Below are 12,945 nucleotides of genomic sequence, written 5' to 3' on the forward strand. Positions count from 1 at the left end.
TTTCTCGAAATAAACGATTTTCTATTCGGGAGAAACTGTATTCCAACCGAATCCTCGCTCTTGTCAAGGACATTCGGACGTTCTTCCAGATTATCTCCCGGTCATTCGATGAGAGAGCCGATGCCTCGATCGGTGAAAATTTCGATCAAAATGGAATGGGGAACCCTTCCGTCGATGATGTGAGTTCTCTTCACCCCTTGGTCTATCGCGGAAAGACAGCAATCCACTTTCGGAATCATTCCTCCGGTAATATCACCTTTTTTGATATAGTCTTTTACGAGAGCACGGTTTAGTCCAGTCACCAGCTTTCCGTCGATGAGAATTCCGCTCGTGTCCGTCAAAAGGATGAGTTTTTCCGCTTTTAAGGCTCCTGCCAATTCCCCCGCGAAAGTGTCCGCATTGATGTTCAAAGACTCTCCGTTTGCGGATTCGGCCACAGGAGAAATCACAGGAATAAATCCTTTCTCCAATAAGGAGAGAATCACGGTGGGATCGATCTTGTCGATCTTCCCGACGAGGCCCACGTCCACGAACTCGGGAGGTTTTCCTTCGATTTCCACTTCGATTTTCGTTTTGGATGCTTGCGAAAGGTTTCCGTCCTTTCCGGAGAATCCTACGGCATTGCCGCCCGCCGCATGAATCATGGAAACGATCTGTTTATTCACCTTTCCTGTCAGTACCATTTCTACGACGTCCATCGTCGCCGAATCAGTCACTCGATGCCCGTGTACGAATTCCGTCGGAATATGCAAGGTGTCTAACAGGCGATTGATTTCAGGACCGCCTCCGTGCACGATCACCGGATGGATCCCCACATACTTCAGTAAAACCACGTCCTTTGCGAACGATTCTTTCAGATCCGCTTTCGCCATCGCGGCTCCGCCGTACTTGATTACGACCGTCTTGCCCGAGTATTTCGTGATGTAGGGAAGGGCTTCCAGAATATGGTTGACCCGTTCCAAAGACTGTTCCATACCAAACAGGGAAACGGCTCCGGCTTTCCTTGTCGATTCGGAAATGCGAAAACCGATTTTCTCCGGAGTTTCAACTTCGTCCGTCCCAAATCGTAGATGAAAAAATCTTTAGAATTCGATTCCATTTTGATTACCGGAGGGAGCGGAGGCTTGGGAAGAACGCTGGTGCGCAATCTCTCCGAGCAAGGATATCGGGTTTGGAATTTGGATCGGAATCCGCCAACGAGTAAGGAACCGGGAGAGGTCTTCCTCCCTACGGACTTGACCTCCTCGGATCGGATCGGAGAAGCTTGCAAAGAATTTCTAGGTACCGTCGGAAAAGAAATCGTTTCGGGGCGTCGTTTTTGCGGCTTGGTGCATTGTGCCGGTTACGGAGGACCTTATCAGGAGATCACAAAGGTTTCATTAGAAGAATGGGATATTGTTTTTTCCGTCAATGTCCGCTCGGCATTCCTGATCACAAGGGAGATTCTTCCGGTACTTGCTGAACAAAAATACGGCCGTTTAGTATATGTGGGTTCGACGCTTTCCAGAAAAGGCGGTTCTTTGTCGGTTGCCTATAGTTCCTCTAAACACGCCCTAATCGGATTCGTAAAATCGATCGCTGCGGAATGGGGACGGTTCGGGATCACTGCGAATTCCGTCAGCCCAGGATACATGAATACCAGTATGGGAGTGCGGGAAGATCAGGTGGACGATCATAGGAAAAAAATCGTTTCCATGACTCCTTCCGGCATCGTCGCGGAACCGGAGGAGATCTCAAGAGTGATTTCTTTTTTACTCCAATCGGAGTCCGGTTATATCAACGGAGCGGACTGGACTGTCGACGGAGGAATCACCGCGATTTAACTCTTTTTGAGGAATTGGACTTGGGTGATTTCTTCGCTTCCGCTTCCGAAGGCAAGTCCATGGTTAGGAATTTCTTACGCAAATCGAGGACTCTCCGTTCCGCTTTTTCGTCTATCCAGAATTCGCAGGCGGAAGGTTTTTGATCGAATTTGACCTTTCGTTTGGATATGCTGCCCCTTCTTGCGACGAGAAATTCTGCCTTCTGGCCCGGCCTATACTTTTTCAGAATATCTTTAAAGTTCCCCGGAAGAACTCTCACCCCGTCGACGGCGATCCACTCGTCGCCTACGTTTAGATCGGTTTCCCGGATCGACTTCGAAAGGTTGATCTTATTGAAGACCAACCTTCCTTTCTCCTCTTTAACTCGGAAGCCTGTCTCCAATTTCTGCTTGGACGGACTTCTTTCGATGCCGATCATGCTCAGGTATTTTTCCACGGGAATCCGCGTAGGTTGAGAGATAAATGGATCGAATTCCAATTTTAGATCCAAACCGGAGGCTTTTTTAACGGACTGGAAAAATTCGGCCTTCGTGAAGCCTCTTCCTTTTCCCAAATAATATCCTTCGTAAAGTTCCCGCATTACGTTTAACAGGGATTTGTCTCCTCCGGTGTCCGAGAAAATTCTTAACTGAAGACTTAAGGCCAGAATCGCGCCTTTCGTATAGTAGGAGACGCCGGTATTGGCGAAATTGGGATCGCTCGGCCTGTTATAGTATTTGGTCCATGCGGTAAAACTGGATTCCTCCAGGCTCATCCAGGATTCCCCTTCGGAATCCTCGAGTTCCCGTACATCCTTCCAAATCTTGTTCAGATATTGTTGAGGATTATAAATTCCGCAAAGAAGTAGAAAATACGCGTCGAAAAAGCTCGTAATTCCTTCGGCGATCCAAAGTTCTTTGGTCAGGTTCGGTTTCTGATAGTCGAAGGGGCCTAATGCGATCGGACGGATCCTTTTTACGTTCCAATGGTGAAAGTACTCGTGGGACAAAAGTTCCAATAGAGTCCGATAATTCTCTCCGTTAAACGCACCTATCGGGTCGAATTGGTTGATGCTGGAATTCATGTGTTCCAGCCCCCCGTAAGTGCTCTCGGTCATATCGAGTACGAACAGATAATACCGGTTTTCCGTTCCGCCCATGAGTCGGATCTGGGTATCGACAACCCTGGAAAGATCCGCCAAGAGTCTTTTTTTATCGGAAACGGAAACGTTTCCTAAAACGACTAATTCGAATTTGCAGGAGCCGGATTCGAAATCCAAACTTTTCTCGTTCGTAAGCAGAATGGGGGTGTCGAAAAGTTCGTCGAAATTTTTCGCCTTCCAAGTGTGTTTGGCGTTCTCCTTTTTCCGTAATCCGGTGTAGCAATGGTGAAAAGGAGAGAGGGATTTCCAAGAAACCTCGACTTCCGAATCCAATCCGTCTCGGGGATAGAGAAAGGTCCCCGGTGGATGAAGCAAAAGAAATTCGTCGGTAAAATAATTCGTTCGAACGGTGTGTTCGTAGCCGTAGACCAAATACGAAACCTTAAAAGGTTGTCCCTTGGAATTGACTTTCCAAGTATCCAGATCGATCTGTTCCAGGGTCCAGTCCGCTTTCGGATCTTCTAAGCGTATTTTGTGAATGGACTTCGCATAATCTCTTATTTTATACGAACCAGGAGACCAGGTCGGTATGGAAAGGAGTGTTTCTTTTTTTTTGGGGTGGACTTCCATTTCCACCTGTAGGTAATGTTGGTGCGGCAGGTATGTGTGTAGGTTAAATCTTACTCCCACTCTTTAAGTCCGCGCCGCCTTCAATATTTCGTCCAAGGTTTCGGCTACCGTTTTCGTAGGATCCACCTTTCTCCAGACTTTTCGTATCATTCCGTCCGGACCTAAGAGGAAGGTATCGCGGGACAAACCTTTAAATACCCGGCCTTGCCATTCCTGATCTCCGTACACCCCGAGAGGGCCGCTAAGATCGTGCCGAGGATCCGAGAGCAAAGGAAAAGTAAGGCCGAACTTTCCGATGAAATTCTTATGACTCTCCAAAGAGTCGGAGCTGATTCCGTATACTTTCGCCCCCGCCTTTCCGAAATCCTCTAGATTGTCCCTGTAAGAACAAGCCTGCTTCGTGCAGCCTGGCGTATCGTCCTTGGGATAGAAATATAGGAGAGTCCAGGATCCGGAGGCGTCGTTAGGTAAATGTACTCTCATCCCGTCGCTGCTTTCCAAAGTCACGTCGGGCAGTTTCTTGCCTTCCCATTTGTCCACCATTGCCTTCTTCCTCCTCTTTTCAGGATAGTTGTACGGAATTTCCGATTTGGGAAAAGGAAAAAATTACGGTAAAAAACTTGAAATATCGAGCTTTTGCTCATCCAATAGAATACCCCTATTTCGAAAATCAGGAAAGGCCGGATCTCTTTATTTTCCGTTTTTTCGAAGCTGATCCGGACGGATTTTCCGGAAAAAGGAACATATATACAACGCATGTCGCTTCATCAGAAACCGAAAATTCGTCCCGCTTTCCTTCATTCGCTTTTTCTCTTATATTTCTTCCTGACTCTTTCGGTAACCGCCGAAGGTAGCGGCTCGTGGAAAAACCTGGATTTAAAAAGGTTGGATTGGTACGTTCGGGAAGGTTTCGCACCGGAATTCAGGAACGGATTCGACGAGCACGAAGCAGGGGTGAAGAAAATCGGATCTTTTCCGATCGTTCTGAATTCTTTATACGAATCTAAAGTATCCGACGGTCTCAAGGAATTCACGCTCGAAACCCGATTCCAATTGGAAGAGGATCCGAAACAATCCACCTTTACCGAACCGATTTCCTTGTTTTTGAATTCGATCGGAGAAAATTGGGAAATCTTTTTGAACGGCCACTCGTTAAAAAGCGAAGTCCACGTTTCTTCGGAAGGAAGGATCACCCAACGGAGAACGGTCCGAGAGTTGCGACTTTCCGTGGATTCCAGCTTGTTGAAGCAGGGTTCGAACACTCTCGTTTTCCGGCTGCTCGGCGACGCTCCGACCGTTCCTTTGCCGGAACTTCTCGCACCTAAAAATCCGGATTTGGGTTTTTACGTGGATGGAGAATATTCTATTTCCACAGGATTCGATTTCGCAAGAGAAGCGGGAATCCTTCTCAACCTGAGCTTAAATACGATCTACGTTTTCTTCGGACTGTATCATCTTTTGATTTTTTCGAAACGATCCTCGGACAAGTACAACCTCTATTTCGGAATTTTCTCGATCTTTATGGCTCTCTATTCTTTGAGCCGTTCTTCCCTTAGCTTCGAGGTGATTTCAGATACCGCGATCATTACACGGATCGAGTACGGCTCGGTTGCGTTATTGGCTCCCTTGTTTCTACTTTTTCTGCACGATTATTTTTACGGCAGGGCTTTTCCCAATCCCTGGATTCTAGTCATGAGCGTTTGGGGCTTTGCGATATTCTTATTTTCCTTGTTTGCGCCTTTTTCGTATCTGATGACCAGCCTCAGACTTTGGCAATTATCGATCATTCCTTCCTTGGGCTATCTGCTCTATTTCATCGGCAAAGCCGTCTATCTGAGAAAGAAAGACGCTTCCTTGATGGCGATCAGTCTCTTCGTCATCGTATTCATCGCGGTGTACGACGTTTTGGACTCCGTGTTTTTCCGGTTGGGTATCCGATTCACCCAATTTGCATATCTGCTTTTCGTAATATCTCTTACTGCGATCCTAGCGAACCGTTTCATAGAGCTGTACAAACAATCGGAGGATTTGAATATAGAATTGAGTCACCAGAAATTGGAGCTGGCGAGACAAAAGAACGCCTTTTTCCGTTTCGTACCCATGCAATTCCTGAGCGTGCTAGGAAAGGATTCGGCCGTGGACGTCAACCTCGGGGATTCGGTCCTCCGGGAAATGAGCGTTTTATTCACGGACATCCGATCCTTTACGACCATCTCCGAAAAGATGACTCCCGAGGAGAATTTCCGTTTCATCAACGGTTACCTGGCTCGGATGGAACCTCTCGTTCAGAAATACGACGGATTCGTGGACAAATTCATGGGAGACGCGATTCTCGCTCTTTTTTCGGCGGAACAGCAGACGCAAACTCCGGACCGTTGGGTGGGAAAATCCGCAGCGGACCGCGCAGTGTATGCTGCCATCGCGATGCGAAGAAGAGTTCGGGATTTGGAGGAAGAAGTTAAGGAAGGACATCTCAGGGGAGTCCGGATCGGAATCGGAATCAATACTGGAAACCTGATGTTAGGCACGGTGGGTTCTTCCGATCGTCTGGATACCACCGTGATCGGCGATACGGTAAACGTGGCTTCCCGTTTGGAAAGTCTTACTAGTCTCTACAAGTCCGACATTCTGATCACACAGCAAACTCTCTCCAGTCTGACGATCGCCGACGACATCTCCATCCGAGAAGTGGATTCGGTCGTGGTAAAAGGAAAGAGCCAACCGATCATCATCTACGAAGTGTTCGAAGCGGACGACCCGCATATCCGCAAGCTGAAAGAGGCTACCTTACCTATGGTATCCCTCGGGATCATATTGTATAAGGTCGGAAATTTCAAAGAAGCTCTGCTGAATTTCGAACAAGCGTTGAAAGTGTTCCCGGAAGACATCGTCGCGATTCTGTATAGAAAACGATGCCAAGAATATATCGAAACTCCTCCTTTAGGAAATTGGGTGGGAGTACAGCATCTATTGGAAAAATAGACGTTTTTTGACTTTCCGGAGGAAAGGCGATCAACGAATCTATCCCGGATGATTTCTTACAGCGTCTATAAACTCGTACATATTCTAGGAATCCTATTTTTGTTTCTGGCCTTCGGAGGAATCGCTTTGCACGCGATCAACGGAGGCACGAAGGAAAGTGCGCCTCGGAAGTTGATCGCCATGACTCACGGAATCGGCCTCTTCCTGATTCTTTTAGGAGGATTCGGAATGTTGGCTCGATTGGGGATCATATGGCCCTGGCCGGGTTGGGTCGCGGCTAAGTTCGGTTTTTGGCTCTTGTTCGGAGCCTTACTTACCGTGTTTTATAAAAAGCCCGCCGCCGCCAAAAGTCTGTGGTTCCTACTTCCGATTTTAGGCGTTTTGGCGGCTACGATCGCGGTTTACAAGCCCTTCTAAAAGAGAAGGCGCTTTTGGATTCGGAATCCGGCGATGCTCTCTAAACTTGATTCCGACCAGCAGCCGGTCTCCGAAGGAACCAAGGCGGGTTATGCCTCCGCGGAGATCGGACTTTCGGCCGTAGAAACGCTGGCCCAGATTTATCTTTTGGAATTTTACGTGGTCGCGGTCGGGTTAAAACCCGCCTTGTTCGGCCTCGCCATGATGTTCGCGATTCTTTGGGATGCGATCAGCGACCCGTTGATGGGGATTCTTTCCGATCGCACGGTATCGAGATGGGGGAAGAGAAGACCCTACATTCTTGCGGGGGGATTTCTGCTCGGTCTTTCCCTGTATTTTCTCTTTTCTCCTCCGAATCTGGAGACGCAAGTTTCTAAGTTTTTATATCTTTTGGCGACTTATTCCCTAGTGAATACCTTCATGACCGTACTCGCCGTTCCACATATCGCTCTCGGCGGAGAATTGTCCTTCGATCCGGAATCCAGGAATCGAATTTTCGGATGGAGGTTGTTCTTTGCCAATCTAGGACTTTTGTCGGGGCTATTGTTGCCGGCCTTCTTTGCTCACGGAGGGGACTTGTTTCGTTCCCGAGGCCTCGCCGCTCAATCGATAGGCGGCCTCCTTTTGATCACTTCCTTATTGTCTTACCTGGTGACTCAGGGCAGGGACCTAACCGAAGAAAAAAGAGGGTCGGCAGGAAGACTAGGCCGGCGGGAAATTCTCCGATCTCTGGCCTCCGTTCTTAAAAATCGGTATTTTCGCCCGCTATTGGCCGCCTTCTTGATCGCGTCCCTGGCGAGAACCGTGAATTCCTCCATCGGTTTATTATATTATAAACAACGATTGTTGTTGGAGGGATCTCAGGTGGTCGTCCGTATCCTTCTCCCTTTCGTTTTTTTTCTGGTTCTTTCCATTCCTCTTTGGCTTTTTCTGGCGGGCAAGTACGGAAAAAAGCTCCCCGCCTTTTGGGGAAGCTTACTTTTAGGGATCATGACGGTAATCGTCTATCCTATTTTCCCCGCCGGGTCCTACGAAGCGCCTTTGCTTGCCGCCTTTATCGGAGGAATTTGTGCAGGTTCCGTTTTGCTATTCGATTCGTTGGTCGCCGATGTGGTGGACTATGACGAGTTGGTGACCGGGCGCAAGGAAGAAGGGGCCTATTTCGGTTTTTGGAAAATGGCGACGAAATTGGTACGAGCCTTCGGATTGGCTGCTCTCGGTTTCTTATTACAATCGATCGGATACCGGGAAGGTTCCTCCATTCAGGCTCCCGGTCTCGGTTGGAATTTAGCTCTTCTGTTCGGTCCTTTTGTCGGAGCGCTTTTTATCGCGGGGGCTTTGATTTTCTCTAAAATGCCCTTAACGGACTCGGCTCATAAGCGTATCCAATCGCTGCTGATCCGTAGGAGAAGATTGCGGAACGATATATATGAAAAAAATACGTTACATTCGAAGATTCTAAATCGTTAAGATATTACTCAGAAATTAAGTCGAGAGAGCGAAGTGGGCAAAAACGTCCGATCGGACAAGTCGCTCCGCTCGAGCTGGAATTTCATTTTCTATATTTCTTACGGATTTCCTTTAAAGCGTCTTGGATATGTTTTTGGCGGACCTGGGGGCGTAAGTTCTTACGGATAGGCAAGTAACTCTCGGTCGTGGCGAGACTTTTGTGACCCAGGAAATCCCGGATATCCTCTAAAGTTTCCCCTTCCGCCAAAAGGTGGACGGCACGACTATGCCTGAGGGTAAAAAGCGTGACTACCGCTTTGATTCCGGCTTCCTTTGCAAGATCTCCGATCAAACGTTCTACATTCCGGGAAGTCAGCGGTTTCCCCTGGAATTTTCCCGGAAAGAGATGCGCTCCTTTTTCCGCTCCCGCTTCCTTTTCGAAACGCTTTAGAATTTTGAGAAGATCGGCGTCTAAAAGTACCGTTCTCTTCTGTGTCGGAACCGGAGAATCCACGAATAAGGTTTTCTTGGACAAATCGAATTGCCCCCATTTGAGACGCACGATTTCTCCCACCCGCAAACCGGCGTAATAAGCCAAACCTACGAGTAGATTGGATCTGGGAGAGTCGGCGGAAATCTCCAATAGGGCCGTGATTTCGCGTATCGTAAGGACTTTCGGGGCCTTGTATTCTCTAGCGGGTCTTTCGAAGTCGTTGAAAACGTCCATATTCAGGACTTCTTCGAAGAACATTTTCAGGGAACTGATATTGATTTGGATCGTAGAGGAGGATACTTTCCTCTTTTTTAAATGTTCTATGTATTTTTCGATATCTTTCGTAACCACTTTTTCCGCGGGTTTGTCCGCAAAGAGCAGGAAGTCCAGATTGTATCTTAAGTAAGTGTATTCCGTCGCTTTCTTATAGTTTCTCTGCCTTATCACTTTGATCAGTTTCTCGAATGAAGCTCTGTTCTTCTTCGGGATTTCCGTATCTAACATATGCAACCTCTAGCTGTTTCTTTATCATCGCATTTGTGTTTGTATTAAAAAAAGACCCCGTTCCAAGTTCGAAAAAAGGGAACTTAGACAAGGTCGTTTAACGAAGATTTCGAGAAATTCAAAATCCCGTAAAGTGATTTCTTATTTCCGAAACTTCGGTACGTAAGCAAAGATTAAAGTTAAGGCAAATCGCTTTAGTTGAATCAAAGCCAGCCGGCTCTGCGTAATATTTCTTCGCAGACCTCTTCTATTTTGCGTTCCTCTAAGGCAATTTGAAAATCAGAATGTGCTCTGTAATGGGGTAATCGCGATTCCAAGACTGTTTTATAAGAAAGAATTGAACTAAGAGGAGGTCTAGTGGGGTCGTTCTGGATTTTTTCCACTAACACCGATGTAGGGCGGGATAGGGATACCACGGTATAATTTTCTCGCAAAACTTGGACTTTGCGATCGCTTAGGATTTCCTTTCCGGAGGGATCCAGGTCGAAAAGAATCCCTCCACCACAATCTAGAATCAATCCTTTAGAACCGGACAATCTAGTTAATATAGCATATTCTAAATTCCGAAAGGGTTCCCAATTGCCCCCGTGGTTCCGGATAAAGTCCGGAATAGAGATTCCACCCGTTTCGTAAACGGCAATCATGTCTGTGGAGACCATGGGTCTTCCCGTAATCTTGGCTAGCTTCCGGGAAATTTTGGATTTGCCGACCCCTCTAGGGCCGATCAACGCGATATTTTTCAAACAGCGATTAGCTCCGCAAGATGCTTCGCAATCTCGGGAAGAAGCGTATAGTACATCTGCAGGTCGCTATCCGTCACTCCCACGATTTTGAGTGCTTGGGGGGAGAGTGGCGTGCGTAAGCCTCCGATGTCAATTCCCATTCCACTCAAAATAACAATGCAATGGGCGATGTGAATTACGGAGACGAGCTCCGGAAAATTCGAAGCCTTTTCGGGATCGGTATAGAAATGGGCCGCTTCCACGAATTCTTCCGGAAAATTCCATTTCGCTAAAAGCCGAGCTCCGGCTTCTTCGTGAGTGTATCCGAAATACTTTGTTTCCAGATCCTTATAGGATCCTTGGTAGTTCTGTAATTCCGTTCTGAATTGTATCAACACATTCGGAAAAAACTCCGCTAACACGACCTTCCCGATATTGTGCAGGAGTCCGGCGGTAAATGCGATGTCCTTGTCGAACTTCAGTTTCTTTTGGACGGTGATCCGCATCGCTAATTCCGCTACCGTCAAAGAATGCATCCAATTGGATTCTCCGTCCACTTGGTAGCCTTTCAGGTCTTTTTTTAAGAGTCCTTTGGCTTCCGTCAAAAGAATGATTTCCCTTACCGTTTTGATCCCGAGGGTCATCAAAGATTCCTGTACCGTCTTCACCGGTTTCGTCGGTCTGTAATAGGCGGAGTTGGAGAGCTTGATCACTGCCGCCGTTAAACCCGGATCTTTGGAGATTTCCTTGGCAAGATCGGCGATGATCACATCCGGTTTGCTTACCATCTCCATGACTCTACTCACTACGGAGGAGATTTTGGGGAGCTGGGCCTCGTTTTCGAAGAGTTGGTCTATCTTTTCCTTCATTTCCGCCTACCTGACCTTGTAGAGGTACTTTTCGAATCCGCCTTTTTTCAGCAGGATTCTTCCGTCTTCCAAATACAAACTGATGGTCCTTCCCTCGTGTCCCGCCACGTCCTCCACCAACAGATTGATGTTTTCCTTCGCTAAGAATTCCTTTGCCACGGATACGTTCAGTTCCCCTATGTTTTGGAGAAAGCTCGAACTCATTCCTTTGAACATGGAGGCTCCTCCGAAAAGGCGCGCGTGGTATTCTCCCTTGGAGCACCCCAGTTCCTCCATCTTTTTGATCAGTTCGGGAAGGGCGGTGTTTGCATATTTCAGAGGGTTCTTAACCGCGTCTTTTCCCGTCGGATCCTTGGATAACATGATATGGGCCATGGCACCGACTTTCTTGTCCGGAGCATAGAGTACGACCCCGATGCAGGAACCGAGAGTAGTCCGGATTACGGACGGGGATTGCCCCCCCTGGAGATCGGCGATTCCTACGTTGATGATTTTTATGTCCTTATTGAGCATAGGTTGAAGGTTTTATTTCTTAAATCGAGAGCTTGTGAAAACGGCGGTTAGTCTTGCTCCCGGGAGGATTCCTTTCAAATCATTTTTTTCGAAAAGAATCCTGATTCTTCTCATCGTTTCAAGAGACGTAGAAAAGACGAAAAAACCCGCCCGAAATCTGCGATTCAGGATAAAAATAGAGTTTCATCTCTTTGCGATCCGATGAAACTATCCGGAAATAGAAATGGAATCCATAGTCACCGTGCAAAACGCCTCCTCCCCCGAACCCATACGAACTCTGGAACTGAACGGATCGTCGATCACGATCCTCGGTACGGCCCATATTAGCCAGAAGAGCATAGAGGAAGTTTCGCGTATCATCGCCGAAAAGAAACCGGATGTGGTCTGCGTGGAACTCTGTTCCTCCAGGATGCGGTCGGTAAAGGATCCGGACCATTGGAAGAAGCTGGATATATTCAAGGTATTTCGAGAAAGAAAGATGTGGCTTCTTCTTTCGAGTCTGATCCTATCCTCCTTCCAGAAAAAAATGGGGAATGGAAGCATCCGCCCCGGCGACGAAATGAGAAAAGCGATCGAGGAAGGGGAGCGAACGGGGGCTAAGATTTTTCCCGTCGATCGGGAGATTTCCACGACCTTAAAAAGGGCTTGGTGGAAGGTCGGCTTCTGGAATCGGATGCTTCTCTTCTCCGCCCTAGTGACCTCCTTATTCGTAAAGGAAGAGATTTCTCCGGAAAAAATCGAGGAAATGAAATCGGACGACGTGTTGAAGGACCTTTTTTCCCAACTACCTTCGCATTACGAATCCGTAAAGAATGTGATCATTGACGAAAGGGACGCGTATCTCGCGCAAAAGATTCGCGACGCTTCGAAACACGGCAGACGGATCTTTGCGGTGGTAGGCGCGGGGCATTTGGAAGGGATCATGAAAAACATCGGACAGGACCGTTCTTTGGAACACCTGGACGTTCTTCCCGAAAAAGGTACTTGGGATAAGATTCGTCCCTTTTTGTTTCCTGCGATCATTCTGAGTCTGGTCGCGACGTTGGTCCTCTTCGGAGGCAGGCAAGCCGGGCAGGATTTTTTGGTAAGATGGGTTCTTGTAAAAGGTACTTTGGCGGCGATCGGAGCGCTGATCGCTTTAGCCCATCCGATTTCCATATTGCTTGCATTTATCGCCGCACCAATCGGAAATTTTAATCCGATCATCAAGCCGGGCTGGATTGCGGCCCTATCCGAATCATGGTTGAGAAAGCCGTTAGTGGAAGATTTCGAAAAGATCGGAGAGGATTCCGAAAGGTTCGGAGGATATTGGCAAAACAACGTGATCCGGATCTTTCTTGTCTTCATGCTTCCGCAGATCGGGAGTAGTATCGGAACTTTCATCGTGACCGCGGAATTGTTCCGGAAACTGTCGGAGATTTTTACCAGGTTCTTCGGCCAGATTTTAGGCGGTTAGGTAAAC

Annotated in this window: 12 protein-coding genes; 5 read left to right on the forward strand and 7 right to left on the reverse strand. The window is 47.6% G+C overall.

Features of this window, described 5'->3' with window-relative positions; translation table 11 throughout:
- Window positions 1-101 precede the first annotated feature (101 nt).
- Window positions 102-974: an acetylglutamate kinase gene (gene argB / locus EHO60_RS12625; protein WP_135768562.1), complete on the reverse strand. Its 873-nt coding sequence runs from the start codon at window positions 972-974 to the stop codon at window positions 102-104.
- Window positions 975-1,070: 96 nt separating this feature from the next.
- On the opposite strand from argB, the gene EHO60_RS12630 reads away from it, so the two are divergent.
- The gene (locus tag EHO60_RS12630; RefSeq protein WP_135768563.1) at window positions 1,071-1,823 is read left to right on the forward strand and encodes an SDR family NAD(P)-dependent oxidoreductase; all 753 of its coding nucleotides are present in this window, start codon (window positions 1,071-1,073) and stop codon (window positions 1,821-1,823) included.
- Here EHO60_RS12630 and EHO60_RS12635 read toward each other — a convergent pair.
- Window positions 1,810-3,594, reverse strand: a complete 1,785-nt coding sequence (locus tag EHO60_RS12635) for a M61 family metallopeptidase (RefSeq protein WP_167880218.1) — start codon at window positions 3,592-3,594, stop codon at window positions 1,810-1,812. The two genes, EHO60_RS12630 and EHO60_RS12635, sit on opposite strands and share 14 nt — an antisense overlap.
- 3 nt (window positions 3,595-3,597) lie before the next feature.
- Window positions 3,598-4,077, reverse strand: coding sequence for a peroxiredoxin (locus EHO60_RS12640; protein ID WP_135768564.1), 480 nt, complete (start codon window positions 4,075-4,077; stop codon window positions 3,598-3,600).
- Between the two features lie 213 nt (window positions 4,078-4,290).
- On the opposite strand from EHO60_RS12640, the gene EHO60_RS12645 reads away from it, so the two are divergent.
- The 3 genes from EHO60_RS12645 to EHO60_RS12655 are packed head-to-tail and all read left to right on the forward strand — an operon-like array spanning window position 4,291 to window position 8,403.
- Complete coding sequence (locus EHO60_RS12645; protein ID WP_135768565.1) at window positions 4,291-6,516, forward strand: adenylate/guanylate cyclase domain-containing protein; 2,226 nt, start codon at window positions 4,291-4,293, stop codon at window positions 6,514-6,516.
- A gap of 48 nt (window positions 6,517-6,564) precedes the next feature.
- Window positions 6,565-6,933 (forward strand): hypothetical protein, encoded by a 369-nt coding sequence (locus tag EHO60_RS12650; RefSeq protein WP_135768566.1) that lies wholly within the window; start codon window positions 6,565-6,567, stop codon window positions 6,931-6,933.
- 33 nt (window positions 6,934-6,966) lie between these two features.
- Complete coding sequence (locus EHO60_RS12655) at window positions 6,967-8,403, forward strand: MFS transporter (RefSeq protein ID WP_135768567.1); 1,437 nt, start codon at window positions 6,967-6,969, stop codon at window positions 8,401-8,403.
- An 82-nt stretch (window positions 8,404-8,485) separates the two neighbouring features.
- Here EHO60_RS12655 and EHO60_RS12660 read toward each other — a convergent pair whose 3' ends face one another.
- From EHO60_RS12660 to EHO60_RS12675, 4 genes are all read right to left on the reverse strand, one after another.
- Window positions 8,486-9,379 (reverse strand): tyrosine-type recombinase/integrase, encoded by an 894-nt coding sequence (locus EHO60_RS12660; RefSeq protein ID WP_135768568.1) that lies wholly within the window; start codon window positions 9,377-9,379, stop codon window positions 8,486-8,488.
- Between the two features lie 203 nt (window positions 9,380-9,582).
- Window positions 9,583-10,122: a shikimate kinase gene (locus tag EHO60_RS12665; protein ID WP_135768569.1), complete on the reverse strand. Its 540-nt coding sequence runs from the start codon at window positions 10,120-10,122 to the stop codon at window positions 9,583-9,585.
- Window positions 10,119-10,970 (reverse strand): HDOD domain-containing protein, encoded by an 852-nt coding sequence (locus tag EHO60_RS12670; protein WP_135768570.1) that lies wholly within the window; start codon window positions 10,968-10,970, stop codon window positions 10,119-10,121. The genes EHO60_RS12665 and EHO60_RS12670 overlap by 4 nt, the downstream gene beginning before the upstream one ends.
- Window positions 10,971-10,976: 6 nt before the next feature.
- Window positions 10,977-11,483: a chemotaxis protein CheD gene (locus tag EHO60_RS12675; protein ID WP_135768571.1), complete on the reverse strand. Its 507-nt coding sequence runs from the start codon at window positions 11,481-11,483 to the stop codon at window positions 10,977-10,979.
- A gap of 223 nt (window positions 11,484-11,706) precedes the next feature.
- Here EHO60_RS12675 and EHO60_RS12680 point away from each other — a divergent pair, with 223 nt between their 5' ends.
- Entirely contained in the window at window positions 11,707-12,939 is a 1,233-nt protein-coding gene (locus tag EHO60_RS12680) for a TraB/GumN family protein (protein ID WP_135768572.1), read from the forward strand.
- The last annotated feature ends 6 nt before the right edge of the window (window positions 12,940-12,945 follow it).

Source organism: Leptospira fletcheri, assembly GCF_004769195.1.
Taxonomy (GTDB): domain Bacteria; phylum Spirochaetota; class Leptospiria; order Leptospirales; family Leptospiraceae; genus Leptospira_B; species Leptospira_B fletcheri.

Excerpts from the sequence above, each read along its gene's own strand:
- argB (WP_135768562.1), bottom strand. The coding sequence starts at position 974 with ATGGAACAGTCTTTGGAACGGGTCAACCATATTCTGGAAGCCCTTCCC.
- EHO60_RS12630 (WP_135768563.1), top strand. The coding sequence starts at position 1,071 with ATGAAAAAATCTTTAGAATTCGATTCCATTTTGATTACCGGAGGGAGC.
- EHO60_RS12640 (WP_135768564.1), bottom strand. The coding sequence starts at position 4,077 with ATGGTGGACAAATGGGAAGGCAAGAAACTGCCCGACGTGACTTTGGAA.
- EHO60_RS12645 (WP_135768565.1), top strand. The coding sequence starts at position 4,291 with ATGTCGCTTCATCAGAAACCGAAAATTCGTCCCGCTTTCCTTCATTCG.
- EHO60_RS12650 (WP_135768566.1), top strand. The coding sequence starts at position 6,565 with ATGATTTCTTACAGCGTCTATAAACTCGTACATATTCTAGGAATCCTA.
- EHO60_RS12655 (WP_135768567.1), top strand. The coding sequence starts at position 6,967 with ATGCTCTCTAAACTTGATTCCGACCAGCAGCCGGTCTCCGAAGGAACC.
- EHO60_RS12660 (WP_135768568.1), bottom strand. The coding sequence starts at position 9,379 with ATGTTAGATACGGAAATCCCGAAGAAGAACAGAGCTTCATTCGAGAAA.
- EHO60_RS12670 (WP_135768570.1), bottom strand. The coding sequence starts at position 10,970 with ATGAAGGAAAAGATAGACCAACTCTTCGAAAACGAGGCCCAGCTCCCC.
- EHO60_RS12675 (WP_135768571.1), bottom strand. The coding sequence starts at position 11,483 with ATGCTCAATAAGGACATAAAAATCATCAACGTAGGAATCGCCGATCTC.
- EHO60_RS12680 (WP_135768572.1), top strand. The coding sequence starts at position 11,707 with ATGGAATCCATAGTCACCGTGCAAAACGCCTCCTCCCCCGAACCCATA.